At 70.7% G+C, this 24,968-nt stretch carries 22 protein-coding genes; 8 read left to right on the top strand and 14 right to left on the bottom strand.

Features of this window, described 5'->3' with window-relative positions; translation table 11 throughout:
* The 4 genes from LY13_RS10975 to LY13_RS10960 form a co-directional block, all read right to left on the bottom strand.
* Positions 1–522: S-adenosylmethionine synthetase N-terminal domain-containing protein (locus LY13_RS10975; protein ID WP_301298769.1), on the bottom strand; the 522-nt coding region annotated here is incomplete at its 3' end.
* A 70-nt stretch (positions 523–592) separates the two neighbouring features.
* Positions 593–2,293: a glycine/sarcosine N-methyltransferase gene (locus LY13_RS10970; RefSeq protein ID WP_253828234.1), complete on the bottom strand. Its 1,701-nt coding sequence runs from the start codon at positions 2,291–2,293 to the stop codon at positions 593–595.
* A gap of 878 nt (positions 2,294–3,171) precedes the next feature.
* Positions 3,172–4,479 (bottom strand): alkaline phosphatase family protein, encoded by a 1,308-nt coding sequence (locus LY13_RS10965; RefSeq protein WP_253828233.1) that lies wholly within the window; start codon positions 4,477–4,479, stop codon positions 3,172–3,174.
* Positions 4,476–6,164: an alkaline phosphatase D family protein gene (locus LY13_RS10960; protein WP_253828232.1), complete on the bottom strand. Its 1,689-nt coding sequence runs from the start codon at positions 6,162–6,164 to the stop codon at positions 4,476–4,478. The genes LY13_RS10965 and LY13_RS10960 overlap by 4 nt, the downstream gene beginning before the upstream one ends.
* Before the next feature lie 177 nt (positions 6,165–6,341).
* Between LY13_RS10960 and LY13_RS10955 the strand changes: the two genes are divergently transcribed.
* Positions 6,342–8,027 (top strand): EAL domain-containing protein, encoded by a 1,686-nt coding sequence (locus LY13_RS10955; RefSeq protein ID WP_253828256.1) that lies wholly within the window; start codon positions 6,342–6,344, stop codon positions 8,025–8,027.
* 6 nt (positions 8,028–8,033) lie between these two features.
* On the opposite strand, the gene LY13_RS10950 is transcribed toward LY13_RS10955, so the two are convergent.
* Positions 8,034–9,023 (bottom strand): hypothetical protein, encoded by a 990-nt coding sequence (locus tag LY13_RS10950; RefSeq protein WP_253828231.1) that lies wholly within the window; start codon positions 9,021–9,023, stop codon positions 8,034–8,036.
* A gap of 333 nt (positions 9,024–9,356) precedes the next feature.
* On the opposite strand from LY13_RS10950, the gene LY13_RS10945 reads away from it, so the two are divergent.
* Both LY13_RS10945 and LY13_RS10940 read left to right on the top strand, forming a co-directional pair.
* A complete protein-coding gene (locus LY13_RS10945; protein WP_253828230.1) occupies positions 9,357–9,626 on the top strand; it encodes a winged helix-turn-helix domain-containing protein in 270 nt (89 codons plus the stop codon).
* Between the two features lie 112 nt (positions 9,627–9,738).
* Complete coding sequence (locus LY13_RS10940; RefSeq protein WP_253828229.1) at positions 9,739–10,128, top strand: DUF2237 family protein; 390 nt, start codon at positions 9,739–9,741, stop codon at positions 10,126–10,128.
* A gap of 13 nt (positions 10,129–10,141) precedes the next feature.
* Here LY13_RS10940 and LY13_RS10935 read toward each other — a convergent pair whose 3' ends face one another.
* Together LY13_RS10935 and LY13_RS10930 are read right to left on the bottom strand one after the other, a co-directional pair.
* The gene (locus LY13_RS10935; protein ID WP_253828228.1) at positions 10,142–10,885 is read right to left on the bottom strand and encodes a class I SAM-dependent methyltransferase; all 744 of its coding nucleotides are present in this window, start codon (positions 10,883–10,885) and stop codon (positions 10,142–10,144) included.
* 184 nt (positions 10,886–11,069) lie between these two features.
* Positions 11,070–11,480 (bottom strand): STAS domain-containing protein, encoded by a 411-nt coding sequence (locus LY13_RS10930; RefSeq protein ID WP_253828227.1) that lies wholly within the window; start codon positions 11,478–11,480, stop codon positions 11,070–11,072.
* 883 nt (positions 11,481–12,363) lie between these two features.
* Here LY13_RS10930 and LY13_RS10920 point away from each other — a divergent pair.
* The 4 genes from LY13_RS10920 (at position 12,364) to LY13_RS10905 (ending at position 16,854) form a co-directional block, all read left to right on the top strand.
* Positions 12,364–13,188, top strand: a complete 825-nt coding sequence (locus LY13_RS10920) for a PIG-L family deacetylase (RefSeq protein ID WP_253828226.1) — start codon at positions 12,364–12,366, stop codon at positions 13,186–13,188.
* Between the two features lie 109 nt (positions 13,189–13,297).
* Entirely contained in the window at positions 13,298–13,633 is a 336-nt protein-coding gene (locus tag LY13_RS10915; RefSeq protein ID WP_253828255.1) for an ArsR/SmtB family transcription factor, read from the top strand.
* Positions 13,634–13,693: 60 nt separating this feature from the next.
* Complete coding sequence (locus LY13_RS10910; protein WP_253828225.1) at positions 13,694–14,419, top strand: beta-phosphoglucomutase family hydrolase; 726 nt, start codon at positions 13,694–13,696, stop codon at positions 14,417–14,419.
* Positions 14,416–16,854: a glycoside hydrolase family 65 protein gene (locus tag LY13_RS10905; protein WP_253828224.1), complete on the top strand. Its 2,439-nt coding sequence runs from the start codon at positions 14,416–14,418 to the stop codon at positions 16,852–16,854. The genes LY13_RS10910 and LY13_RS10905 overlap by 4 nt, the downstream gene beginning before the upstream one ends.
* On the opposite strand, the gene LY13_RS10900 is transcribed toward LY13_RS10905, so the two are convergent.
* On the bottom strand, positions 16,851–17,090 hold the full coding sequence (locus LY13_RS10900) for a hypothetical protein (RefSeq protein ID WP_253828223.1): 240 nt from the start codon (positions 17,088–17,090) through the stop codon (positions 16,851–16,853). The genes LY13_RS10905 and LY13_RS10900 overlap by 4 nt on opposite strands.
* 90 nt (positions 17,091–17,180) lie before the next feature.
* On the opposite strand from LY13_RS10900, the gene LY13_RS10895 reads away from it, so the two are divergent.
* Positions 17,181–17,435: a hypothetical protein gene (locus tag LY13_RS10895; protein ID WP_253828222.1), complete on the top strand. Its 255-nt coding sequence runs from the start codon at positions 17,181–17,183 to the stop codon at positions 17,433–17,435.
* A 124-nt stretch (positions 17,436–17,559) separates the two neighbouring features.
* Here LY13_RS10895 and LY13_RS10890 read toward each other — a convergent pair whose 3' ends face one another.
* The 6 genes from LY13_RS10890 to LY13_RS10865 all read right to left on the bottom strand — a co-directional run bounded on the left by LY13_RS10890 (position 17,560) and on the right by LY13_RS10865 (position 24,951).
* Positions 17,560–19,236 (bottom strand): DUF885 domain-containing protein, encoded by a 1,677-nt coding sequence (locus LY13_RS10890; RefSeq protein ID WP_253828221.1) that lies wholly within the window; start codon positions 19,234–19,236, stop codon positions 17,560–17,562.
* Positions 19,237–19,384: 148 nt separating this feature from the next.
* The gene (locus LY13_RS10885) at positions 19,385–20,311 is read right to left on the bottom strand and encodes an RluA family pseudouridine synthase (RefSeq protein ID WP_253828220.1); all 927 of its coding nucleotides are present in this window, start codon (positions 20,309–20,311) and stop codon (positions 19,385–19,387) included.
* The gene (gene lspA, locus LY13_RS10880) at positions 20,308–21,081 is read right to left on the bottom strand and encodes a signal peptidase II (protein ID WP_253828219.1); all 774 of its coding nucleotides are present in this window, start codon (positions 21,079–21,081) and stop codon (positions 20,308–20,310) included. Before lspA ends, LY13_RS10885 begins: the two co-directional genes overlap by 4 nt.
* A gap of 42 nt (positions 21,082–21,123) precedes the next feature.
* Positions 21,124–22,602, bottom strand: a complete 1,479-nt coding sequence (locus LY13_RS10875; protein ID WP_253828218.1) for a potassium/proton antiporter — start codon at positions 22,600–22,602, stop codon at positions 21,124–21,126.
* A 175-nt stretch (positions 22,603–22,777) separates the two neighbouring features.
* The gene (locus LY13_RS10870) at positions 22,778–23,437 is read right to left on the bottom strand and encodes a response regulator transcription factor (protein ID WP_253828217.1); all 660 of its coding nucleotides are present in this window, start codon (positions 23,435–23,437) and stop codon (positions 22,778–22,780) included.
* Positions 23,434–24,951: a sensor histidine kinase gene (locus tag LY13_RS10865; protein WP_253828216.1), complete on the bottom strand. Its 1,518-nt coding sequence runs from the start codon at positions 24,949–24,951 to the stop codon at positions 23,434–23,436. The genes LY13_RS10870 and LY13_RS10865 overlap by 4 nt, the downstream gene beginning before the upstream one ends.
* Between the last annotated feature and the right edge of the window lie 17 nt (positions 24,952–24,968).

The raw sequence follows: 24,968 nt of genomic DNA, 5'->3' as shown, positions 1-24,968 counted from the left end.
CGCACGCAGATACGGCACCGTCCCGTTCTTCCGCACCTGCGAGAGCCGCAACGACAACCGATGCGCCAACGCGATCGGCAACGGCATCAACTCCGGCGTGTCCGAACAGGCATACCCGAACATCAGGCCCTGATCACCCGCGCCCTGCTTGTCCAAATCATCCAGAGCGTTCTCCAGACGCGACTCGTACGCCGTGTCCACACCCTGCGCAATATCCGGCGACTGCGCCCCGATCGACACACTCACACCACACGACGCCCCGTCGAAACCCTTCTCCGACGAGTCATACCCGATGTCCAACACCGCCTGACGCACCAACGCCGTCGTATCGACGTTCGCCGCCGTGGTCACCTCACCAGCCACATGCACCTGACCGGTCGTCACCATCGACTCCACCGCAACCCGCGACCGCGGATCCTGCGCCAACATCGCATCCAAAATCGTGTCGCTGATCGCGTCACAAATCTTGTCCGGGTGACCCTCAGTCACCGACTCACTCGTGAACAACCTGCCTGTAGTCAAAATGCTTCCTTCTTCTCGACGGGAGCGGTCTTACTTGTTCTCGTGAACTTTCTTGCGATGTGGCGCCGGATCACGCCGTGACGTGGAAGATGCCCCACGCGAGGTTGCCGGACTTGCCGCCGGCGACCCAGTTCTTGAGGCCGAGCTTCATGCGGTCGCGGTAGTCCTGGCTGATCGTGCCCGCCAGTTCGCTCTCGCGCTTCTCCAGCTCGGCCAGCACGCGGCCGTAGTGGTTCGACAGCTGGTGGGTGTGGTCCTCGAACTCGACCGCCTTCATGCCCAGGCGAGTCAGCTCCTTCTTGTAGAAGCCGGGCGAGCCGAGGCTGTCGAGGTGCAGCCGGTCGAGGATCGGCTGCAGCGACGACGTGTCGCAGTTGTCCGAGGCCATCGGGTCGGTGAAGACCATCTGGCCGTTCGGCTTGAGCACGCGCACGGCTTCCTCGACCACGCGGACGCGGTCACCGCTGTGCAGGATGGCGTCCTGCGACCAGATCACGTCGAACTCGTTGTCGTTGAACGCGAGGTTCTCGAAGTCGCCGTCGACGACGTCGATGAGCTCGGCCAGACCGGCTTCCTTGTTGAACTGCCGGTTGCGGTCGTTCTCGACCTCGGAGAGGTTCAGGCACGTCACGTGGACACCGTAGGTCTCGGCCAGATAACGGGCGGCACCCCCGTAGCCCGCGCCCAGGTCCAGGACCTTCTGCCCCTTCTTGAGCTCGAGCTTCTCCGCCATCTGCTCGACCGTGCGACGGCTGGCGGCGGCGATCTCCTCGTTGTCCGACTGGTAGAGGCCGACGTGGATGTCGGTGCCGCCCCAGACGTTGTAGTAGAAGTTGTCCGCGTCCTCGGAGTTGTAGTACTCGCGGGCGGTGTTGACCGCCGTCGAGTAGTTCTCCGCCAGCGCGCTTTCCAGGTACTCCTTCGTCGCCACGTGCACGAAGAAGTCCGGCGCGTTGTCGTTACCGTAGGCTTCCTGGAAGTCACCGTAGGTGTCGACCTTCTGGAAACCGACCTCACGCAGCAGCCGCCGCAGGTAGTTCTTGCGCAGCGGGAACATGTTGAGGTGGTACAGCGAGCCGTCGGGGAACTCGTACCGGAAGCGGGCGAGGCCGTCGTCGACGTACTCCGGCTCGGCGCTGACCTGGTCACCGCAGTAGTAGTACGTGTGCTTGCTCGAGAACCCGTCGTCGAGGATCGAGTCGTAGTTGCGCTGGTCGATGATCAGGATGCCGTCGTGCTTGAGCACGGCGTAGAACTCGGCGAGCGCCTTGCGACGGTCGTTCTCGTCGAACAGGTGCGTGAAGGAGTTGCCGAGGCAGACGATCGCGTCGTACTTGCCCTGCACGTCCTTGCTGAGCCAGCGCCAGTCGGAGTGCACGACCTTCAGGACGTAGTCGCCGTACTCCTTGCCGTTCTCGAACGCCTTGGCCAGCATCTCGGCGGCGCCGTCGACGCTGGTCGTGTCGAAGCCGGCCTCGAGCATGCGCACGGAGTGGAAGCCCGTACCGGTCGCGGCGTCGAGCACGGACTCGACACCGTGCTTACGGAGCAGGTCGACGAAGAAGCTGCCCTCGCTCTCGTACCGGCCCTTCCAGTCGATCAGCTCGTCCCACTTGTCGACGAAGCCCTCGTTGTACTCCTCGGCGTAGTGGTCGCTCTCCCGAACGGCCAGCGGGTCGGAACCGAACGCCTGGTCGGGATGCGCGTCGGCGCGGCTCTTCTCTGCGACTTCGGCCTGCGCATCGGTGGTGCCAGCCGCTGATTCCTGCATTGGGTTCCCTCCACGTTCGGCGGATCGGTACTTGCTGGTCCGGGCCGGCTCACCGCAGTCTCGCCTGAACCTCTCGGCACACGTCACGTGCGGAGCTACGGCCGCGAACACGTCGGGCAAGGGCACAGAAAAATCCAGGCCGACGACGCGATGTATCGATCGCGGTTCATATCGGCCCGCGGCGCGCATTGTGCGCAGCCCGTGTATCGCGCGTCACACCTGACGCGGCCCTTCGCCCCGACTGGGCGGAATTGCGCCGTATCCGCACTGATCCCGCGCAAACCGCCTGAGACTCAATCTATTCACAAACTCGCCGTTCGATCAATGGGTCCATGGCGTGACGCGAATTTTCACCCCTCGTATACCGCTCGAGCGGCACGCCCCGCGCGCGCGAGCGGCGCCATCCGCATCGCGGCGAGCCGCGTTCTGCCAGGTCGGAGCGCTGATGCGCGCCATGCGCAACCGGGCCCGCGTTACACCTCCAAGGGTTTTGTGACCTCCGCAACACCACGACACGTTCAGCCGATCAAGTACTACTCAGGGTGTGTTTGGACGCGGATTTCGCCGCAGCTCTAGCCCACGAGTCTGATGAGTGATACGGGAACCGCGTCGTAGCGTATTCGGCAACGCGTTGCGTATGGATCAACAAGAACGCCCTCGCGAAAATCGGGAGATCCTCGCGAGGGCGTGACCGGATCGTCGCTCCGGGTTGTCAAAATGTTGCAGCGTTATGAGTACGTTATCGCTCCGACATCGTTCCGAAACACTGCAAGGTGCACGGAGTCGATTTCGACATGTGCAACCGGGCACAATTCCGGTGACCGAGATCATCGTCGTCGACGATTCGGATTCGTAAAACAGAATTTCTATGAGATGGCCTACTCTTCCCTTGAAAACAGCGCCTCGGCCCGGATCTCGCCGTCGTAGCCGCCCACGATCGGCGGCAACCCGAACAGCTCCCCCACGGTCGGCGCCACGTCGACCGTCGTCGCCGCGGCCGACGACGTCACGCCCTTGCGGACGCGTGGATGACCGCCCGCGACGAAGAACGGGATCGGTGCGGTCGCCGGGTGCCCGTGGTTGCCCGGGATGGGGTTCGATATCGGCGTCGGGTCCGAGAAGCGCCAGCCCGCCTTGCAGTACACGACCAGGTCCGCGCAGTCCGGCGCCAGCCGGAGCTCCTCGGGCCGGTGCACCGACAGCACGCCCGACGTCGAGAGCGCGATGCCGCGCATCCGCTCCACGGCCACGGACCGTTCCGGCTCCGGGCCGGTGAAGGTCAGCAGGTCCGCCCCGCCGTTCTGGGCGATCGCCACCTTCCCCGCCAGGGAGTCGTCGGCCTCGAGCGGCGCCTGCAACGAGATCAGCTTGTGGCCGTGCGACCAGTCCATCGCATGATCGGCGATCACCATGACCACGCTCGACTCCCACAGCCCGCGATCACGCAGCTCGGAGACGAACCGGCCGACGTGCGCATCCGTGGCGCCCAGCGCGGCCGCCCGCAGCAGACCCAACGAGGTGCCGGTCAGGTCCGCGTGACCGACCCGGTCCACGTCGCCGAAGTTGACGAACACGAGGTCGGGGTCGGTCTCGTCCACCATGGCGGACAGCGCGAGCTTAGTCGCCAGGTCGGGCGCGTGGTCGGTGATCGGGATCAGCGGCTCCGGCTCCCAGCGGACGCTCGCGCGCTCCCCGAAGATCGTGTCGAGGTACTCCTTGCTGAGCACGCTCCCGCTCACCCGGCCCGTGCCCGCGAGACGCTCGAGCAGCGTCGGCACGCGAATGTCCGACGGCCTGTCGAGCGTGCGCACCGCTCCCTCGTCGCGGTCGTAGACGTCGTTGGCCGGCACCCCGGACCGGTCGGGCCGCACACCGGTCATCATCATCACGTGGTTGGGCAGCGTCTCCATCACCGGCAGCGATCGGGCCTGCGGGAAGTTCGTGCCCTCCGCGCGCAGTGCGTACAGGTGCGGAGTCGCGTGGGGGTCGATCTCGTCGGGCCGCAGTCCGTCGACGACGAGCACGTAGACACGCAGCGTCTTCGCGCCCGCCGGTGAGGCCGACACCGCGGGCAGGCCTGCGGCCGTCGACAGCACGACCGCGGCGCCGGCCGTCGTCGCGACCCGCAGGAACCGCCGCCGCGACACGTCGTCGGCGGCACCGGACGTGATGGTCTCGTCGGTCATCGCGGCTCCTGTCGTGCCAGTGCCTGCCGTCGGGCTGCGGCGCGTTCGTCGTCCGTCGCGGCCTCGTGTCGCGGCGTGACCCCGTCCATCGACCGCGGGGCACGCTCCAGCTTGTCGGTTCCCGCGGGTACGCGGTAGGACGCGGTGACCTCCGCGGCGCTGTCCGGGTCCGTCCGGTCGGCGAGGCGGAACCAGTCCATGCGCACGTGCGCGGGCGTGACCTCCAGGACGGAGAACCCGTGCGAGTCGAAGTCGAGGTACTTCACGTGCGGGTTCGCCACCTTGATGACCGCCTCGACGACCAGCGACAACGTGCGAGGGGGCACGTTCAGGTAGTCGTCGATGTTGTCGCTCGTGACCGAGGTGCAGACCAGCTCCGTGGCGACGGAGTCGCCGCTGAGTGGGTAGGTCAGCGGATCCGCGGGCAGTTCGGTCGCCCAGCCGGAGTGGATGTCGCCGGTGAGGAAGACGGTCCCCGAGACGCCGTGGTCACGCAGGGCCCTCAGTACCGCCGCACGGTCTGACGTGTAGCCGTCCCACTGGTCCACGTTGTACGGAACACCTTCGATCGGCCCGATGATGCCGGTGATCGCCTCGAGTTCCCGGGTGTTCAATGTGGACGGAAACTGCACGGGTGAGATCATCACGGAGTTGCCCACGAGTTTCCACTGCGACGTCGCCGTCGTGAGGCCCGACGTCAGCCAGTCCAGCTGCTCCGTGCCCGTGATGGTGCGCTCGTCGTCGTGGACACCGCCGTCGAACGGATGTGCCACCTGCTCACTGCGATACGACCGGAGATCCAACATGGACAGTTCGACGAGCGAGCCGAACGTCAGCCGCCGGTAGAGCTTGCCGCCGGGCTCGTAGCGCACCGGCATCCACTCCGCGTACGCCTGCTGGGACTTCGCGCGGCGCTCGACCCACGTACCTTCGTCCGGCTCGGTGTGGTTCTCCGCCCCGCCTGCCCAGGCGTCGTTGGCCGATTCGTGGTCGTCCCACGTCACGGCGAACGGAGCGGCCGCGTGCAGGGCCTGCAGCGCCGGATCCGTCTTGTACTGCGCGTGCCGACGACGATAGTGCTCCAGCGTCGTCATCTCGACCGGAGGGTCATGCGGCCGCACCGCGTCGGATTCGGCGCCGTACTCGTACAGGTAGTCACCGAGGTGGATCACCAGGTCGAGGTCGCCACGCTCGGCCAGGTGCCGGTACGCGGCGAAGTGGCCGGCCTGCCAGTTCGAGCAGGAGACGACCCCGAGGCGCAGCCTCGCCACGTCACTGCCGACGGCGGGCGCGGTGCGCGTCCGGCCGACCGGCGACGTGCTGCCTCGCCAGGAGAAGCGGTAGTAGTACCAGGTGTCCGGGTCGAGCCCGGTGACGTCCGCCTTGACCGTGTGATCGCGCTCGGGTCCGGTTCGCACCCGGCCCCGGGCCGCGACCCTGCGGAAGTCGGCGTCGTGGGCCACCTCCCAACCGACGCCCGACTCGCCTCCCCTGCCCGAGCCGGGCGTGGCGTCGGCCGACGGGGTCAGGCGCGTCCACAGCAACACGCTGTCGGGGAGCGGGTCTCCGGAGGCCACCCCGTGCCGGAACGGTTGCTCCGCGCCTCCTGCGATCGCCGGTCCTGCGAGTGTGACGCCGCCCACTGCCACGAGCGAACCCGTGCGCAGTGCCTGTCTTCTGTTCATCGTGTTCACGCTGGCACTTTTGCCGACGTCACACGTTCGTGTCACGGGGTGCGGCTCGTTCGTTCAACAAGATTTCGCCCGGATGGACAGGAACCGACGCTCGCGTGTGGCCGTCGTGGTTGATGGACTCAGCACGGTTGTGTGAGTATCGGACGACTGCTCGCTGAGTCGGTCCGGATGCACCCGGATTCGGACGGACAGGAGTCGGTGTTGAATCAGGTCCAATTCGCGTTCCAACCGCTCTACAGCCTGCACACGGGGAGTGCAGTGGCCGTGGAGGCACTGGCCCGCCCGGCCTCGGGACGAATAAGCGAGCTGCTTGAATCCGCCATGCGCCTCGGCAGACTGGTGCAGGCGGACACGGGTCTCGCGGCGCGCGCGGTCCACGAGGCCGAACACCACGCCACGCGGCTGCCGCTGCATCTCAACATCACGGCGTTGACCGCCGCCTCGCCGTCGTCGTCACTCGAGCGGCTGCTGACCGCGTTGCGCGAGACCGGCCGCAGACCCCACGACGTCGTCTTCGAGGTCGGTCCGCCGTTCCACACCGCCCCGCCGGCGGCGTTGCTCGATGGACTGAACCGGCTCGCCGCGCACGGCTTCCGGCTCGCGTTCGACGGACTCGGCGCTGCCGACCTCCCCCTCAATCTGCTCGCCGAGTCTCGGACCGACATGGTGAAGCTGGACCGCAGTTCCCTCGGCAGGCTGCCGGAGGACACCCCGACGGCGGCCCTGACCGAAGCACTCGTGCACTTCGCCGACCGCACCGGCGTGCGGCTCGTGGCGACCGGTGTCGAGACCGAGGACCAGCTGGACATGGTGCGCGGCCTCGGGATCGGCCTGGTGCAGGGAAACCTGTTCGCGCCCGCCGGTGCCATCGCGCCCGCACATCCCGGCCGCGACGCGTATCCGTCCGGCGGCACACCCGCGATCAAGGACTTCGTCCGGCCCGCCCGGACCGTCGCCGCCGACGCCACCTGCGACGAGGTCCGCACGGTGCTCGTGGACGACGACGCGCTCAGCGGCCTCGTCGGCGTCGACGGCGACGGCAAACCACGCTGGTCGATCGACCGCACCCGGTTCCTGCTCGGCGTCACCGGACCGTTCGGTCACGCTCTCCACGCCCACCGGCCCGCGCGACGCCTCGCCGACCCTCCGCACGTGATCCGCAACTCGGCGTCGGCGCTGGAGGTCCTGGACCTCGTCAGCGACGGTCCGTCCGGCCGGGCTTCCGACGACGTCGTCGTCATCGACGAATCGGGCCGATGCCAGGGTGTGGTGCTGATGCACGAGCTGGTCCGTGGCATGGCCGAGGCGAAGGTGGAACAGGCGGCGGCCCTGAACCCGCTGACCCGCCTGCCCGGCAGCGACGCCGTGGCCAGGGACGTCGAACGCCGCCTCGCCGCGAACGAACCGCTCGTGGTCGGCTGGCTGGACATCGACTCGTTCAAGACCATCAACGACACGGCCGGGTTCGCCGCAGGCGACGACGTCATCCGCGCGATCGGGCGGGCTCTCACGCGTCTCGCCACGGATCTCGGCGGGGTGACCGTCAGTCACGTCGGCGGCGACGACTTCCTCATCTCGTGCGGGACCGACACGATCCGTTCCCTCGCCGACGCGATGTTGGACACCCGGTGGTCCGCCGACGGGATGCCGGTGACGGTCTCGTTGTCCACGCTGTGGTGCGCCCGACGGTCGATCGAGTCGTACGGCGAGATCTCCCGGCTGCTGGCGCCCTTGAAGAAGCATGCCAAGGACCTCGCGGGGTCCAGCTGGGTGTGCGGCAGGCCGGGCACCAAGCACGTGGACGTCCTGCGCGGCACCCCGGGCGGTTCCGGCACATCGGCGTCGGCGGGCTGAAGCGGTTCACCGTTCCGCTCCCTGCTCCGCTCCCCCGGCACGGCCCGTCCCCGCGCACCGCACCCGGCCCACTGCCGGCACCGGGTTGCCGTCCCCGAGACCGAACTCCGCGCGTACCTCCCGTGCCGCGGCCAGGCACACGGCGGCCAGCGCGACGGGTTCGCCCGGGTCGCCCAGGCCGGTCTCGACCGCGTCGAAGTCGTCCCACAACGCGTCGATCCGGTGCGGTCCGGCGTCGCACGCGGGATGTACGAGGCGACCGTCGACCGGATCCCTCCTGCCGTCCTGCGGTGCGAGCCGGGTGACCGCCGCGGCGGGTGCACCGCGGGTGTCGATGACCGTCGCCGCCAGCTCGGCCGCACGCGCCGGCGCATCGCCCGGCCCCGCCAGGAACGCCACCCGCTGCCACACCTGCCAGCACGGCCATCCGGGCGCGTGCCGCGGCGGCGCCCGGTGCGATCCCCTGCCCGCGAGTTCGAGCGCCACCGCATGGTCCGCCGCCTGTGCACGCTCCGCGTCCTCACAGGTCGCGTCCCCGCGGTGCGGTAGTCCTCCGACGAGCACGGGGTGCTCCGTTCCCGCCGCGACACCGGGCAGGAGCCCGGGAGGAGGGGTCGGGGACGCCTCGGGGTCGCCTCCGTCGACGTCCTCCTCCGCGGAGACACCCGCCGCCGCGCCCCGCCACAGGATCGGCCCGGCGACGGAGTACAACCGCGGCGCATGACCCGTGCGGTGGTACGGATGTGCCAGCGCCACGAGCCGGAAGGCCGCGTCCACCGCGTTCGGTGCGGCAGTCCTGACCAGCAGCTCCGCGTTCCACAGCCGCGCCGTCCTGCCACGCCTGCGGCTCTCCCAGGCCTCGACGTCGAGCGACTCCCGGCGACGGCGACTCCGCTCGCCGGACCGCTCGTGCGGACCGTACTCGGCCGCGCGAACCCGCACGTCGTCGACCGCGGACGCCGTCCACGGCAGATCGCCCCTCCCACTGATGCCCACCGGCGGTCCCCCATTCCCTGTCGTCTCGTCCACCACGCGCCACCGGCCCCGGCCGTGATCCGTCCCTCCCCGACGGCCACCGCCGCCGCGGGTGCGGACCGCCGTGCGACGTCCAACGGCGACGCACCCGGCAGCGACGGGCCACGCGCGGCCTCCTGCTCCGATGCGCGTTCTCGCTGGTGAGCGGCCCGCGAAACGCGCTGGTGAGCGGTAAGCTAGCACGGAACGGACATGACGCGCTACAGCGCGTCGCCGATTGGTGTGACGCGGACCGACGCGGTGTGCCGCGTTCCACAACTTCGTGCAGCTCGGGACCGTTCTAATGTCGAGGTCATGAGCGGTCCCGCACCACGCAAGTACAACCCGGACAACAAGACCGGGTACGAATACGAGCTGCTCGCCGAACACCTCGCCGAACACCTCGCCGGGCTCATCGCCACCGGCGAGTGGACCCCCGGCAGACGCATGCCCGGGGAACGGTCCCTGGCCGAGGAGTACGGCGTCGCGCTCGACACCGTCCGCAAGGCGACGCGCATCCTGCGCGAACGCGGACTCGTGCAGACCCTCAAGTCGAAGGGCACGTTCGTCGCGCACCCCGAGTGACCCGGCTTCCGCACGGCCGCGACCGATCGCACGACCACGACACCCGGCCGATCCCACGCGAATCCCCGCGCGCCGCTGTCGGCACGACCACCGGACGTGTCACCGTGGAACCATGAGCGAGCGCAACATCCTCGGCGACGAGCTCGAACCGTGCGGCACGGACCCGTTGACCGGCTACTACCGCACGGGATGCTGCGAGACCGGCGACGACGACCCCGGCAACCACTCCGTCTGCGCCGTGGTGACGACCGAGTTCCTCGCCCAGCAACGGGGCGTGGGCAACGACCTCACGACCGCACGCCCGGAGTTCGGTTTCCCCGGCCTGAGTCCGGGAGACCGCTGGTGCGTCTGCGCGGACCGCTGGCTTCAGGCTCACGAGGCGGGCGCCGCCCCTCCCGTCGTGCTGGCGGCGACCCACGAACGGGCCACCGAGGTCGTCCCGCTCGAGGTGCTCCGCGAACACGCGGTGGACGTGCCGACCGATCCGAGCAGCCTCCTCTGAGTCCGCGGGTACGTCAGCCGCGCCCCGTCACGGGCTTCTCGGCGAGCACCCGCGCGACGGGCGCCGTCGTGCCGGCCTCCACGACCGTCATGCCGTGAGCCCGCAACGTGGCGGCGATCGCCTCGTGGCCCGACATCCTCAGCCCGGCGAGACCCGCCGCCGCGGCGACCACGCCGGCGCCCGGCCCCGCATATCCCGGCTGCAGCACCGCGATCCGGCCGCCCGGCGCCACCACCCGCGCGCATTCCGCCAGCGCCGCCTCCTGGTCGTGCACGAGCTGTAGCACCATCAGGCACGTCACCGCGTCGACGGTCGCGTCACCGAGCGGCAGCTCCGTGACGTCCGCCCGAAGGAAGCCGACGTTGGGCCGCGCATACGCCTCCGCGGCCCGTCGCAGCATCGAACGGGACACGTCGACCCCGATCGCGAGTCCCGCGCGGCCCACGTCCCGCCCCAGTTCCGCCGTCACGGTGCCGGGGCCGCAACCCACGTCGAGTGCCGTCCCGCCTTCCGGCAGCAGCAGCCGTTCCGCAGGCGGGCGCAGTCGCGCCACGACCTTCCTGGCGAAGGCCTGCGCGGGTTCGTACACCGCCGTGCCCGCACGTGATTCCCACAGCGACTGCACCGGGCCACTCGGCCGGGACTCGCCGGTCCCCAGAAGGTCGAGATAACCGTCGCGCAGCGGAGTGCCCTCCGGCGCGGTGGTCAGCAACGGCAGTACTCGGCGCACGGCGTCGGGCAGCGCGGTCGTGTCCATGGCGTGACGGTACCGAGCTCCCGGCCGCCCGGCACGCCTGCGACGAGGAACGGACCGGCCCGACCGGACCGTCGGCCACCGTTCCGTTCCCGTTCATCCGTGCGAGGGGTGTGGGTGGGGAGGAATTCACCGCGCGGCACTGCAGAACGGGACGGCGGGACGCGCAGGCCCGGATGTCGGAGTCCTACGCCGTCAGTGACCGGCCGGGTGCGAGCACCGCGTCGACGGCGGGCGGGACCTCGCGGTAGACGGGCAACTGCCGTTCCAGTCCGGTGACCTCGATCGGACGCAGGACCGGCCGCGCCGCGGCGAGCGCCCACGGAATGTTCCGCGTTCGCGCGTCGACGCCCGTTTGCAACAGAAGTGACAACCCCGCCGCACTCAGATAACTCGTCTCGGTGAAATCGAGAACGAGCGCCTGCACATTCCGTAACTGATGCTCGAAACACGGACGCAGCAGCGACACCCCGAGCAGATCGATCTCCCCCAGCACATGTGTCACCACGAGGCCCGCACTTCGTGGTTCGATCACCACCTCGACACCGGTGGCCGAGATCGTGCCCGCCCCGAATCTTGCGCCGACGACCGTCTCCATGAAATTCCCTCCCCCGGATTCCACACCCTGTTGTCGACCCCGGGACCGGGTACTGCCCGACCCCGGATGCCGTTCACGCGACATCCCCGTCATCGACACCGCGTCCCACCCCGACACCGGCCCCTGCGATACCGGGCGCCGCGCCGTCGAGTCCGACACCGGCACCCGCATCGATGCCCGGCGGCGCCGCATCGCGGCACCCGCCTCCGGAGTCCCTCTGACTCCGGAGCTCCACCTCCCGGCGCTCGGCCTGCCCCGTACTCCGCGGCGGCTCCCACGGCAGCGTCTCCCAACGCTCCGCAGCTCCCGCCGACCCGCCGGGCGATGCCGCCACATCCCCGCGATACGGCGAACACCCGTAGCGGCGAACAAAACCGGAGCCGACCGGATGCGATTCCGCCTACCCCGAGCCGAATTCGCTCGGCGAAACCACCACGAATCGTCGGAACCGGTGCCCGCTCACAGCACCTGTCGACGATGCGCCGACAGCTCCGGCGCCGCTGCCGAAAACGGTACGCCCGTCGCAAACGAACTTCAATACCTACCTCACCCGGTCATTCGCCGTCCATAGTGGACCACATTGGGAAAGAAACCCACGCCCGCGTTTCGTCTTCGCGATTAATCGTCGACCGGAATCGCGTGACACCGCCGTGCGACGGTCTCCGTTCCCGTGCCCCGTTCCCGTCCTCCTCGCCCGTCCCCCTCGACGTCACCGCCTCTCGCCCATCCCCTCGGACGGGACGGCCTTCGACCGCGTCGCCCCGCAGCCGGCCGGCTCGTCTCCGACGCAGGGTGCCTGCCCGCCGGTCCCGTCGGTGTCGCCGACGGGACCGGCGGGCACCGACGGGACCGGCCACCCGGGCGAACGACTACGGTCTATCCCATGGCGACGCTGGTGACTTTTCACGCGCATCCGGACGACGAGTGCATCACCTGCGGCGGGGTGATGCGCATGGCCGCCGACCAGGGACACCGGGTGGTGCTCGTGGTCGCCACGCGGGGTGAACTCGGCGAGGTGACCGACGGGGTGCTCGAGCCGGGCGAACCGCTGTGGCGTCGCCGGGTCGCCGAGACCCACGCCGCCGCGGACGTCCTCGGCGCCGCACGCGTGGAGTTCCTCGGGTACACCGACTCGGGCATGATGGGCGAGCCGTCCAACGACGAGGCGGGCACGTTCTGGCAGGCCGACGTCGATGAGGCCGCACGGCGACTGGCGGATCTCCTCCGCGAGGAGGCCGCCGACGTGCTCACCGTCTACGACGCGCACGGCGGTTACGGCCACCCCGACCACATCCAGGTGCACCGCGTGGGCCTGCGCGCCGCCGAACTCGCGGGCACTCCGCGCGTCTACGAGGCGACACAGAACCGCGACCACATGCTTTCCGGAATGGCGCAGCTGGCCGACGCCCCGGAACTGGCGGGCGTCGAACTGCCGGACATCGACGCCGCGCCCGAGTTCGGCAGCCCGGAATCGGTGCTCACCGCGGCGGTCGACGTGACGCCGTATCTCGACGCCAAACGCGCAGCCATGCGGGCGCACGCGAGCCAGATCGCGGAGCAGTCGTTCTTCCTCGCGATGCCCGACGAGGCGTTCGCATTCGCCTTCGGCACCGAATGGTTCATCCGCGCCTCCGGCGGCCCCGGGATCACCGAGACCGACCTCATGGCCGGACTGCCCGTCACGGCCGGGTCGGACGCGTCCGGGTGAGACCATGGACGGCGTGCCGACCGAGCAGGAGCACCCCGGCACGCCGGGGCCCACGGACACCGCGCCCGACGCAGCCGCCGCGGCGGCCGGCCCCGACCGGCCGCGGCGGCTGATCGACCCGGACCGGGTCGACGCCGCCGTGACCGGCCTCGGCGAGCGCGAGAGCGTCGAGGAATGGGCCGAGCGGTTCTCGGTGATCGCCGATCCGTCGCGGCTGACGCTGCTCGTGTGCATCCACTACGCCCGCGAGATCTGCGTCTCCGACCTGGCCGCCGCGGCGGACATGAGCGACACGGCCGTCTCTCAGGCCCTGCGACTGCTGCGGGCGCACGGGCTGGTCACCACCGAACGCCGTGGCCGGGTGGTCTACTACCGGCTCGCGGACGACACCATGCACGAGCTCATCCACCGGGTCCGTCCTCATCCGGAGTCCCGGCAGCACTGAGCGCCCGCGGGCGGCCGTGCGCGCTGCACGACGGCCGCAGGGCCACTAGCGTGGAGGCACATGATCGGCCTTCCCGCAGGGATCACCGCCTGCCTGTTCGATCTCGACGGCGTGCTGACGAGCACGGCGTCACTGCACCGGGCCGCGTGGAAGCGCACCTTCGACGAGATCCTCGCCCGCCACGGGCAGGGCGAGTTCACCGACGAGGACTACGCCGCCCACGTCGACGGGCGGCCCCGCCTCGACGGCGTGCGCGCGTTCCTCGCCTCCCGCGGCCTGAACCCGCCCGAGGGCGGTCCGGACGACCCGCCCGATGCGGAGACCGTCCACGGCATCGGCACCCGCAAGAACGACCTCGTCCTGCGGCTCATCGACGAGGCCGGTGTGGACCCCTTCCCGGGGTCGCTGCGCTACCTGCGGGCCGCGCGAGAGGCAGGGCTGGCGATCGGCGTCGTCACCTCGTCGGCCAACGCCGCCGGAGTCCTCGACGCGGCCGGCCTCGACGAGTTCGTCCAGGCCCGCGTCGACGGCGTGACGATCACGACCGAGGGGCTGCGCGGCAAACCCGCGCCCGACTCGTTCGTCGCCTGCGCCCGCCTCCTCGGTGTCGCGACCGAGGCCGCCGCGGTGTTCGAGGACGCCCTCGCCGGGGTCAAGGCGGGCAGAGCGGGCGACTTCGGCCACGTCGTCGGTGTCGACCGGGCCGGGCAACCCGATGCCCTGCGCAAGGCCGGCGCCGACGTCGTCGTCGGTGATCTCGCCGATCTGCTGGAGGTGACGCCATGACCGGGACCCACCGTTACGAGTGCGCGCCGTGGCAGCTGCTGTGGCGCGGCCTCGACCTGAGCGGGCTCACCCAGACCGAGTCGACCTTCGCGCTCTCGAACGGGCACATCGGCCTGCGCGGCACCCTGGAGGAAGCAGAGCCGCGCGGACTGCCCGGCACTTACCTGAACGGGTTCTACGAGGAGCATCCGCTGCCCTACGCCGAGGCGGGGTACGGCTATCCCGAGGCGGGCCAGACGGTCGTCAACGTCACCGACGGCAAGATCATCCGCCTGCTCGTCGAGGACGAACCGCTGGACCTGCGCTACGGCCACGCCACGCGACACCATCGCGTGCTCGACTTCCGCACCGGCACGCTCCGCCGGGAGACGGAGTGGACCTCGCCGACGGGCAGGCGGGTGCGGGTCCGCAGCGAGCGACTGGTGTCGTTCACGCAACGCGCGGTGGTGGCGATCCGCTACGAGGTCGAGCCGCTCGACGGCGCCGTGCAGTTCGTGGCGCAGTCCGACCTGCTGGCCAACGAACCGATCGACGCCGAGACCGGCGACCCTCGCGTCGCCGCGGCGCTGGAGGCGCCGCTGCACTGCGAGTACATGACCGCGGCGGACTACGGCGCCGTGCTCGTCCACCGCACGAGCCGGTCCGGGCTGCGCATGGCCGCAGCCATGGACCACGAGATCGAGGCCCCGCGCGGCAGCGACCTGCGCACCGACATCGCCGTTGAGGACGACCTCGCCCGGCTCACGGTCGCGGTCGACGTCGCGGAGGGCGGTTGCCTGCGGTTGACGAAGTACCTCGGCTACGGCTGGTCGGCACAACGCTCCATCCCGGCGTTGCGCTCCCAGGTCGACGCGGCGCTCGCCGGGGCACGCCAGACCGGCTGGGAGGGGCTGCTGTCCGAGCAGCGGCAGTTCCTCGACGACTTCTGGGCCTCGGCGGACGTCGAACTCGACGGTGATCCGGAGCTGCAACAGGCGCTACGGTTCTCGTTGTTCCACGTCCTGCAGGCCGGTGCCCGGGGCGAGAGCCGTGCGATCCCCGGCAAGGGTCTCACCGGTCCCGGCTACGACGGCCACGCGTTCTGGGACAGCGAGACGTTCGTCGCGCAGGTACTCACCTACACGCTCCCCGGCGCCGCGGGCGACGCGCTCCGCTGGCGACATTCCACGATCGACAAGGCGCGCAACCGTGCCCGGCAGCTGGGCCTGCGTGGGACGGCGTTCCCCTGGCGTTCGATCAACGGCGACGAGTGTTCGGCGTACTGGCCTGCGGGCACCGCGGCGTTCCACGTCAACGCCGACATCGCCGACGCCGTGGCCCGGTACCTCGCGGCCACGGGCGACACCGACTTCGAACGCGATCACGGCACGGAACTGCTCGTCGAGACGGCGCGACTGTGGATGTCGCTGGGCCACCACGACCCGCACGGCGGCTTCCGTATCGACGGCGTCACCGGGCCGGACGAGTATTCGGCCATTGTGGACAACAACGTCTACACGAACCTCATGGCGCAGCGGAATCTGTTCGAGGCCGCCGCGTCGTGCAGCAGACAGCCCGACGTCGCCGCACGACTGTCGGTGAGCAAGCACGAGACCGGTGCGTGGCTGGCCGCGGCCAGGGCGATGCTCGTGCCCTACGACGACCTGCTCGACGTGCATCCGCAGGCCGAACGCTTCACCGAACACGCACGCTGGGACTTCCGCTCGACACCGGCGTCGGCCTACCCGCTGTTGCTGAACTTCCCGTACTTCGACCTGTACCGCAAGCAGGTCGTCAAGCAGTCGGACCTGGTGCTGGCCATGCATCTGCGCGGGGACGCCTTCACCCTCGACCAGAAGCGGCGCAACTTCACCTACTACGAAGCGCTCACCGTGCGGGACTCGTCGCTGTCGGCGGCCACCCAAGCGGTGCTGGCAGCCGAATGCGGGCACCTCGACCTGGCCTTCGACTACTTCGCCGAAGCCGCGTTCGTCGACCTGCACGACGTGCACGGCAACGTGCGCAACGGGCTGCACATCGCCTCGCTCGCCGGCGCGTGGATCGCCGTCGTCGCCGGGTTCGGCGGCCTGCGCGACCACGACGGCGAGCTGTCGTTCCAGCCTCGGCTACCGGCCGAGCTCGAACACATCGCCTTCCACGTGTGCTTCCGGCAGGCGCGGTTCCGCGTCGACGTGTGGCGGGGCGAGGCCACGTACACGCTCACCGACGGCGGCCCCGTGTCCTTCACCCACCACGGCGAGCCGGTGACGCTCAGCGCCGACCCGGTGACGCTGTCGTCGCCCGAACCACCCGACCAGCCACGTCCGAGGCAACCGGACGGGCGCGCACCGCCCCGGCGGCGCCCCGGCCGGGCGATCGACGCCGCCTCCTCGGACGCCGCGTTCTCCGCCGACACGGTCATCGCTGCCGCGGCGCGGCCGATGGAGGAGCGTTAGTCGGGCGGCTCCACCGTGCCGGCGTCGGGGTTGACGTCGTCGGTGTCCTGCACCTCCCGTCGGCGCCGCCCCGGCAGGCCGGTGTCGACGTCGTCACGGTTGGGCGGTTCCGGCACGTCCTCGGTGCCACCACCGAGATCCGGGTGCGGTGGCACGGGCACGTCCGGCGACTGCGGTGGCCACGGCGCGTCCGGCCCGTCGGGAGCCGGGTCGTCGGGATTGCGGTGATCGCCCATACCCCGAGGTGTACCCCCGAGACCGCGGCCCTGTCGACACCGCGCCCCGACTCCCCACCCGCGCGGGACGCGGCGGCTATCCTTCGCGCCATGGGGAAACGCCGTCAGCGGGTGTGGCCGCCGTGCCAGTGCGGCGAAGCGTCGTCGCACTCCGAGCAGATGCCGGCCTGCGGCCGGTCCACCTGCCTGCGCCGCTGGTGGACGCTGGTCGGCGTGCCGTCGCTGCTCGCGCTCGCCGTCCTGATCACCGCGGGGTTGCTGCTCGGCTCCGACCACACCGACGACTGCCCCCGCGGCACGATCGACAAGGGCGCAGGCATCTGCGTCGAGGTCGGCACCGGCTGACCTCCCGACCACCGGCCGAGACGCCGGACCCGATCCGCGACGAGATCCGTGCGACGACGTCCGTGGGGCGAGGTCCGTAGCGCGACGTCCGTGGGGCGGCGTCCGTGGGGCGGCGTCCCGGTCCTTACGAGGCCGCGGCCTCCGTCACGCCCGCCCACGCGGAGACGACACCGTCGAGCACCGACAGCGGCATCGCACCGCCACCGAGCACGACGTCGTGGAACGCGCGGATGTCGAACGAGGCGCCCAGCGCCTCCTCCGCCTTCGCGCGGACCCGCTCGATCTCCAGCCTGCCGACCATGTACGCCAGCGCCTGCCCCGGCCAGTTGATGTACCGGTCGACCTCGGAGACGATCTCCACCTCGGCCATGGGCGTGTTCTCGATCAGGTAGTCGATGGCCTGCTGCCTGCTCCACCCCTTCGCGTGCAACCCGGTGTCGACGACGAGCCGGCCCGCCCGCATCGAGTCGTTGCTCAGCATGCCGAGCAGCGTGACGTCGCCCGAGTACAGCCCCATCTCGTGCGCCAACCGCTCCGCGTACAGGCCCCAGCCCTCGGTGTAGGCGTTGAAGTCACCGAGCCTGCGCATGAGCGGTAGGTCGGTCAGCCCCAGCGCGCGGCTGATCTGGAAGTGGTGGCCGGGGACCGCCTCGTGGAACGCCGTCGCCTCGACCGTGTGGCGGAACCGTTCCTCGGCCTTGTACGTGTTGGCGAAGTACATGCCGGGGCGCGAGCCGTCGGTGGCGGGCGAGAGGTAGTACGCCGGTGCCGCCCCGGGCGCGTCCGTCTCGGGGACGGCCTCCACGACACACGACTCCGGCGGGATCGTCCCGAACCACTCCGGGGTGGCCCGCTCGGCCCTGGCCACCGCCTCGCGGGACGCCTCGAGCAGCTCGTCGCCGTTGTTCCAGCGCAGCTGCTCGTCGGTGCGCAGCCGCCGGAAGATCTCCCGCAGGTCGTCGGTGCCGAACACCCGCCCACCGACCTCGCGGTACTCCTCGGCCAGCTCGCCGATCAGCCGCAGACCCGTCTCGTGCAGATCGTCGGCGGTACGGTCGGTCGTCGTGTGCACCCGCGCCAACGAGCGGTAGATGGTGTCGCCGCCCGGCACATGGCACACGCCCGACTCCTCGTCGGGCCTGCCGCGGGGCAGGATCTCGCTCTCCAGCACGTCGCGGTACCGGCGGAACGCGGGCCGCACCGACTCCTCGAGGATCCGGGTCCGTTCGGCGTCGAAGTCGGGGGCGTCGGCCGGGGCCTCCTGCCTGCGCAGGGGGTCGCCGTCCGGGTCGGCGAGGTACCGGTCGATGTGGGCGATCGCGTTCCGCACACCACGGGCGACCGGCCTGCGGCCGGCGTCGATTCCGATGCGATGCCGTTCGGCGGCGGCATCGAGGTGGTCGGAAACGGCCCGGAGCCGGTCCAACTGGGCGGCCGCCTGCCCGGCCGTGGCGACCGGTGTCATCGGCAGCAGCATGAGCAGGCCGGTGGCGGGTGCCTGGAAACCGTCGCTGACGCAGAACTCCACGGTCTTCGCGTCGAGACTCTCGAGCCGCGCCTGCGCCGCCGCGACCAGCACGTCCCGCGTCGTCCTGCTCTCCGCGGTCAGCCGCGCCGGGTCGATCGCCTTCGCCCGCGTGACGATGTCCGTCAGGGCTCGCCACTGCCGCTGTTCGGCCTCCTCCCCGAGGTCCTCGAGGCCCGACCGTTCGGGGTTGATGCCGAGCAGCGCAGGCATCAGCGGGTTCACGTCGAACATCAGGTCCATGTACTCATCGGCGAGCGCCACGACGTCATCCATGGGCGACGAGGATAACGGCTGTCGGGCGTTCCGGCCCCTCGTTCGGGCCGCCCGTTGTGGACCGCTCGGCCGTTCACCCGCTCGTCGCAGTCCGGCGTGATCACACCACTCCCCGCGCCGGGATCGCTCGCGCAGGCGGTTCCCGCCGTCAGGACTCGGCGCGCAGGATCTCCAGCGCGTGGGCGAGGTCGTCCGGGTACTCGCTCGTGAACTCGACCCAGCGGCCGTCGCCGGGATGAGCGAACCCGAGCGCCCGCGCGTGCAGCCACTGACGGGTCACGCCGAGCCTGCGCGCCAGCGCGGGGTCGGCCCCGTAGGTCAGGTCGCCGACACACGGATGCCGCAGCGCCGAGAAGTGCACGCGGATCTGGTGCGTGCGGCCCGTCTCCAGCTTGACGTCGGCGAGCGAGGCCGCGCGGAACGCCTCGACGACCTCGTAGTGCGTCACGGACGGCCTGCCGCCCTGCACCACCGCGAACTTGTAATCGCGCGTCGGGTGCCGGTCGATGGGCGCGTCGATCGTGCCGCGCATCGGATCCGGATGCCCCTGCACGAGCGCGTGGTACCGCTTCTCGACGGTGCGCTCCTTGAACGCGCGCTTGAGCACCGTGTAGGCGTGTTCGCTCGTGGCCACGACCATCACGCCGGTCGTGCCCGCGTCGAGCCGGTGCACCACGCCCTGCCGCTCCGCGGCTCCCGACGTGGAGATCCGCAGGCCGGCCGCGGCGAGACCGCCGATGACGGTCGGCCCCTCCCAGCCAGGGCTCGGGTGGACGGCGACGCCGACCGGCTTGTCGACCACGACGATGTCGTCGTCGGAGTACAGGACCTTCAGCCCCTCGACCGGTTCGGCCACGACCTGCGGAGGCTCCTCCGGTTCGGGCAGCGTGACCTCGAGCAGCCCGCCCGCCACGAGCCGGTCCGACTTGCCCGCGGGCTCGCCGTCGAGCAGCACGTCCCCGGCCGCCGCGAGCTCGGCCACCACCGTGCGCGACAGTCCGAGCAGTTTGGCCAGCCCGGCGTCGACGCGCATGCCGTCGAGCCCGTCGGGCACGGGCAGCATCCGGGCGCTCATGCGTCGTCCTCCGCGTCGGTCCTGTCGGTCCTGTCGGTCCTGTCGGTCCGGCCGGGGCGGGTCGCGTCCCCTGCGGCCGTCCCGCCGTCGCCGGCCGGATCACCGGCGGTGTCGCCGGCGCTCGCTGCGCCGGCATCGGTGTCGTCACCGGCGGTGTCGTCGTCGGTGTCGTCGCCCGGCTCGGTGTCGTCGGCGGTGTTCGTGCCCCGCCCGCGTGCGATCGTGCCGTCGTAGTCACGGCCGAGGATCGACAGCACCACGATCAACACCGCACCGACCGTGATGGCCGAGTCGGCCGCGTTGAACACCGGGAAGTACCGGCCGTCGGGACCGAACACCGACAGGAAGTCGACCACGTGGCCGTGCATCGGGGCGGGCGCTCGGAACACCCGGTCGGTCAGGTTGCCCAGCGCGCCGGCGAGCACGAGCCCGAGGCCGATCGCCCAGCCGGTCGACCCGAGCTTGCGGGCCAGCCACACGATCACGACCACGACCGCGAGTGCGACCAGCGCGAGGATCCACGTGCCGCCGAAGTCCAACCCGAACGCGGCGTACGGGTTGCGGACCAACTGGAGGTGGACGAATCCACCGAGGATGCGGACCGGCTCCTCACCTTCCAGCGCGGCGGTGGCGGCGATCTTCGTGCCCAGGTCGATCAGGTAGGCGACCGCGGCCACGGAGGCGAGCAGCACGACGTACCGGACCGGGCGACCACCGGTGCCCGCCGGTCGGCCGGACGTGGCGGTCTCGGTTTCACGCTCGGTGTTCACCGGTCCATTGTCCACCCCGGCCGTCCCGGACGTCGCCGGTGGTCAGTCGCCGGACTCCCCCTTCCACGCGGCGAGCGGCCCCGCCCTGTCGACCGCACGGATCCGCCGCTCGGCACGGCTGCGGGCCTCGCTGGTGGTGACCACGAGCAGCCGGTCACCGGACGTGAGCCGGGTGCCCGCACCGGGGGTGAAACTCGCGCCGTCCCGCACCACCAGGCTCACCCCCGAACCGGTGGGAAGTCGCAGTTCGCGCAGGTACACCCCGTGCAGCCGGGAATCCGGCCCGATCGCGACCTGCAGCAACACCGCGCCGAGCTCGTCCAACGGCGCGGCGTCCACGTCGAGTTCCTCGGGCTGGCCCGTGCGCGCGAGCCCCAGCAGCCGCGCGACCGGCCCGAGCAGCGCCCCCTGCAGCAGGGTGAAGCCGATGACGATCACGAACACGGCGTCGAGCAGGCCCTGCGCACCGGGCAGTCCCTCCGCGAGCGGGATCGTGGCCAGCACGATCGGCACGGCACCACGCAGCCCGGCCCACGACAGGAACACCTGCTCACGCCACGGCAGCCGGAACGGCAGCATGGACACGAGCACCGACACGGGACGTGCGAGGACGAGCACGACCGCGCCGGCGACCAGACCGGGCACGATGCCGTCCACGAGCCGTTCGGGCGAGGCGAACAGGCCGAGCAGCACGAACAGCCCGATCTGGGCCATCCAGCCGAGCCCCTCGGCGAACGACAGCGTGTCACCGCGGTGCGGCAGCCGGGCGTTGCCGAGCACGAGCCCCGCCAGGTAGGTGGCGAGGAGTCCGGACGCCTGGCCGAGTTGGCCCGCCGAGTACGCCACCACGCAGACGGCGACCGTCGCGAGCGGATACAGGCCCGTCGCGGGCAGCGCGATCCGCCGCAACGCCTGCGCGCCGAGCCAGCCCAGTGCCAGTCCGATGCCTGCGCCCGCACCCAGCTGGTACAGCACCACCAGCGGCAACGTCCACTCGACGTCGGCCCCGCTCGCCAACAGCACCACCGCGATGTAGGCCGGTGCGTCGTTGAGACCGGACTCGAGTTCCAGCGTCCCCGACAGCCGCTGGTTGATGCCCGATCCGCGCAGCATCGAGAACACGGCCGCCGCGTCGGTACTGGCCAGCACCGCACCCCACAGGAACGCGAGTTGCCAGTCGAGGTCGAGCAGCCAGTGCAGGGCCGACCCCGTGACCAGGACCGTCACCACGATGGCCACTGTGGACAGTGCGATACCCGGGCCCAGCGCGGGACGTACCGCCTCCCAGCGGGTGGTCAGCCCGCCTTCGGCCAGGATCATCACGAGCGCGGCCAGGCCGAGGCTCTGGGTGAGGGCGGGGTTGTCGAACTCGACGCCCAGCCCCGCCTCGCCGATCAGCACGCCGATCCCGAGGTAGATCAGCAGCGACGGGAGTCCGAGGCGGATCGAGAACCGGACGGCGAACACCGACGCGAGCAGGACGATGGCCCCCGATCCGAGAATGATCGGAAGCTCGTCCATGCCCTACGTCCCTCGCTCTCGCCTCCCGCGACGCCCCGCGTCCCCTCCCTGCCGGTCGGGTCGTCTCCGGGCCGCGGCCGCCTCATGGCATTACGGTATCCGGCCACGGCGCTCGCGGCCGCCACAGCCGCGGCGGAGGTGACCCGGACCGCACCGGCGGGCGCCGTGCCGGGCCTCAGTCGAGGCGATAGCCCATGCCACGCACGGTCACGATCCGGTCCTGTCCGATCTTGCGGCGCAGCGTGCGCACGTAGACGTCGACGACGTTGGAGCCGGGGTCGAAGTCGTAACCCCACACGTGCGAGAGCATCTGCTCCCGCGACAGCACCTGTGCCGGATGCCGCAGGAACAGTTCGAGCAGCGAAAACTCCCGTGCCGTGAGGTCGACGACGCCGTCGGGCGTCTCGGCGCGGCGGGTCCGCAGGTCGAGCGACAGCTCCCCGTGGCGCAGCACCGTGACCTCGGGTGCCCGGTCCGGCGAACGCAGGCGCAGCCGCACCCGTGCGAGCAGCTCCTCGAACCGGAACGGCTTGGTCATGTAGTCGTCCGCTCCGCCTTCGAGCCCCGCGACGGTGTCGTGCACGGTGTCGCGGGCCGTCAGGATGATCACGGGGACGTGCACGTGGGCCCGCCGCATCGCCTGCAGCACGGCGAAACCGTCGCGTTTGGGCAGTCCCAGGTCGAGGACCACGAGGTCGAACTCGCCCGCGACCACCTGTGCGAGTGCGGTGTCGCCGTCGTCGACCACCGTCGTGGTGAAGCCGTTGGACCGCAGGCCCTTCTCGATGAACGCGGCGATCCTCGCCTCGTCCTCGGCGATCAGGATGCGGCTCATCGGTCCCCTCCCTCGAGCGGTATTTCGAATCCGAACGTCGCACCCTCCCCTGGCGCCGACAGCACGCGCACCTGTCCGCGGTGCGCGTCGGCGATCGCCTTGACGATCGCCAGGCCGAGACCGGCACCCGTCCCGTCACGGGCCCCGGACCCGCCCCGGACGAACCGGTCGAAGATCCGTGCCTCGTCTCCGGGCGCCAACCCGGGACCGGTGTCGGTGACCCAGAACGACACCGAGCGCTCCCCGACGGCCGAACCGATACGGATGCTCGCACCGTCGGCCGTGTGCTGCACCGCGTTCTGCGCCAGCTGCACCATCGCCTGGGTGACACGCTGGGCGTCGACGCGGGCGTCTCCCTCGCCGATGGCCTCGAGCGTCCAGGCCCGCGGCGCGATGGCACGCACCTTGGCGTCGATGTCACTCGTCAGCTCGGGCACGGAGGTCCACTCCGGACGGACGAAGTCGGGCTGCTCGGCCTTCGCCAGCAGCAGCAGATCGTCCACGATCCGTGCCATGCGGTCGAGTTCGTCGGTGCACAGCCGCACGACCTCGGCACGTTCGGCCGGATCGTCGCCCATGAGTTCCAGGTTCCCGCGCACGATGGTGATCGGTGTGCGCAATTCGTGTCCGGCGTCGTCGAGGAACTGCCTGCGCGTGTCGAACGCCCACTCCAACCGGTCCAGCATCGCGTTGAACTGTTCGGCCAGTGCGGCGACGTCGTCGCGGCCCTCCACGCGGATTCGGCGCGTCAGATCGGCCTCGGTGAGCCTGCCCGCCGCCTTCCGCACCGTGTTCACCGGCGCCAGGATCTGGCCCGCGACCAGCCACGACAGCCCCGCGGCCAGCACCAGCGCCACCGCACTGACCCCGATCAACGTGCGGACGGTCGCACCCGCCTCCGCCCTGACCTCGTCGACGAAGTATCCGCTGACGAACCACGCCTCGGCCTCGTCACCGCCCTGGCGCGGCAACACCTCGACGCGCAACCAACGCAGCTCGCCCGCCGGGGTCTCCACCGTTCCCGTGACGTCCTCACGCGAGACGATGTCACGCAACAGCGCGTCGGAGAGCCGCACGTCCCGGAATGCCTCGTAGGCCTGGCGGATCGAGTCGAGTCCGTTCGCCGTCTCCCGGATGCCGAGCATGATCTCGGCGTTGTCCGGGTACTGGCTGCTCAGGTGACGGTAGAACAGGTCGCCCGGGTCGGTCACCGCCCTGCCGGTCGCCGGATCCAGCCCCGCCTCGGCGAACCGCCGGAACTCCTCGGCGTCCTGGGCCAGAGCCGCGTTCACCCGCTCGTCGATGGCGCGGTACTCGAGCTCGGCGACGAGCAGGACGACCGAGGCGAGCCCGGCGGCCATGACGGCCGCGAGCCAGCCCGTGATCTGCAGCCGCGCCGGAATGCGGGTGCCGCGTCGGCGGCCGGGAACCGGCCTGCCCGCACGGTCCGCCGCGGACGCGGCGTCTCCCCCGTCCGCGGCGGCGTCGTCCCGAGTGGCGAACACGTCAGGCATCGGCCACCGCGCGAGCC

This window comes from Prauserella aidingensis (assembly GCF_024171865.1).
In the GTDB taxonomy this organism is placed as follows: Bacteria; Actinomycetota; Actinomycetes; order Mycobacteriales; family Pseudonocardiaceae; genus Prauserella; species Prauserella aidingensis.
This window is presented reverse-complemented; position numbering and strand designations above follow the sequence as displayed.